Origin of the sequence: Nonomuraea sp. NPDC003804 (genome assembly GCF_040610675.1) — a bacterium.
Taxonomy (GTDB): domain Bacteria; phylum Actinomycetota; class Actinomycetes; order Streptosporangiales; family Streptosporangiaceae; genus Nonomuraea.
In genome coordinates, this window is record NZ_JBEXMT010000135.1 from 1 (window position 1) to 1,060 (window position 1,060).

2 protein-coding genes are annotated in these 1,060 nt (G+C 64.2%); both read left to right on the plus strand.

What is annotated here, in order from left to right; all coding sequences use genetic code 11:
- Positions 1-546 (plus strand): TraM recognition domain-containing protein (locus tag ABZX22_RS45310; RefSeq protein ID WP_354923593.1); only part of this gene is annotated, 546 nt, incomplete at its 5' end.
- Between the two features lie 62 nt (positions 547-608).
- On the plus strand, positions 609-1,060 hold a 452-nt coding region (locus ABZX22_RS45315), incomplete at its 3' end, for a relaxase domain-containing protein (protein WP_354923596.1).

A 1,060-nucleotide genomic window follows, 5' to 3' on the forward strand; every position in this document is an offset into this window, starting at 1 on the left:
GTCGAGAGGGTCTATGGGGACAAGACCGCGCAAGCCTTTTCAGGGTTGGTCGGCACACACATTATTTGCCATCTCCAAATCGGCGAGACCCGGGAAAAAGTCTCCCGGAACCTGGGCAAGCGCACCGTGGCGTGGCGCACGCATGATGACAAGGCGACCGTCCACGAGGAGTCGAAAGCCGTTGTTCCGCCGGGGCGGCTCACTGACGACTTGGGCCCACGCAATGGCAGCGCCTATGGCTCCGAGAGTTGGGGCATCCGGGCCATTGTGCAGACAAGCCGGGACCCACTCTTGCTGGACTGGCCGGGCGTCAGCTACCCGCACGCGCGCGACGGCCAGGAACGCGCCGCGTGGACCCAACAGGGGGCGCGCCCGGTGGAGCAAAAGCCCATGCCACCGAGCGACGCGCAGAGCGCTGCAGAGGTCCAGCGGGTCTTGAAGATGACCGCCGACCAGGCCGCCGCGGAGCTGCGAAAACGTGGTGCCACGCCGCCGAAGCTCCGCGCCGTTTCAGACGACGAACTGGAAGCCATCTTCCGCAAGTAGTGGGGTTGTGGAGTCGCTGGGTTTTGGTAGATCTGAAGGGATACCCATTCCTGGAGAACTCCATGTTCAACGTCACCGCATTGACCGCTCAAGGCACGGACAGCAAGTCCGGCGCGGCGGTGGTCGAGTATCTGATGCTCACCGAGTATTACCTCGACAAAGACGGGAACGCGCAGGGCACCATGGCCTGGGGCGGCAAGATAGCCGCGCACCTCAATCTCTTGTCCACGGCGGTAACACGGGAGAGCATGAGCAAGCTGGCCGAAGGATTCGACCCCCAGACAGGGAGGGCGCTTTGCCAGAACGCAGGCCAGAAAGGCAAGGTGCGGCCAAAGGTGGACAAGAACGGGGATCCCGTCCTGGACGCCCAAGGCAAGCCCGAGGTCGTGGTGGTCGGCGGCCACCGGGTCGGCTACGACGTCACGGTGTCGGCGCCCAAGGACGTTGGGATTCTCTTTGCAATGGAGTCGCCAGAACGGCGCGATGCCGTGCTCAAGGCGCACCAAGCCGCCTG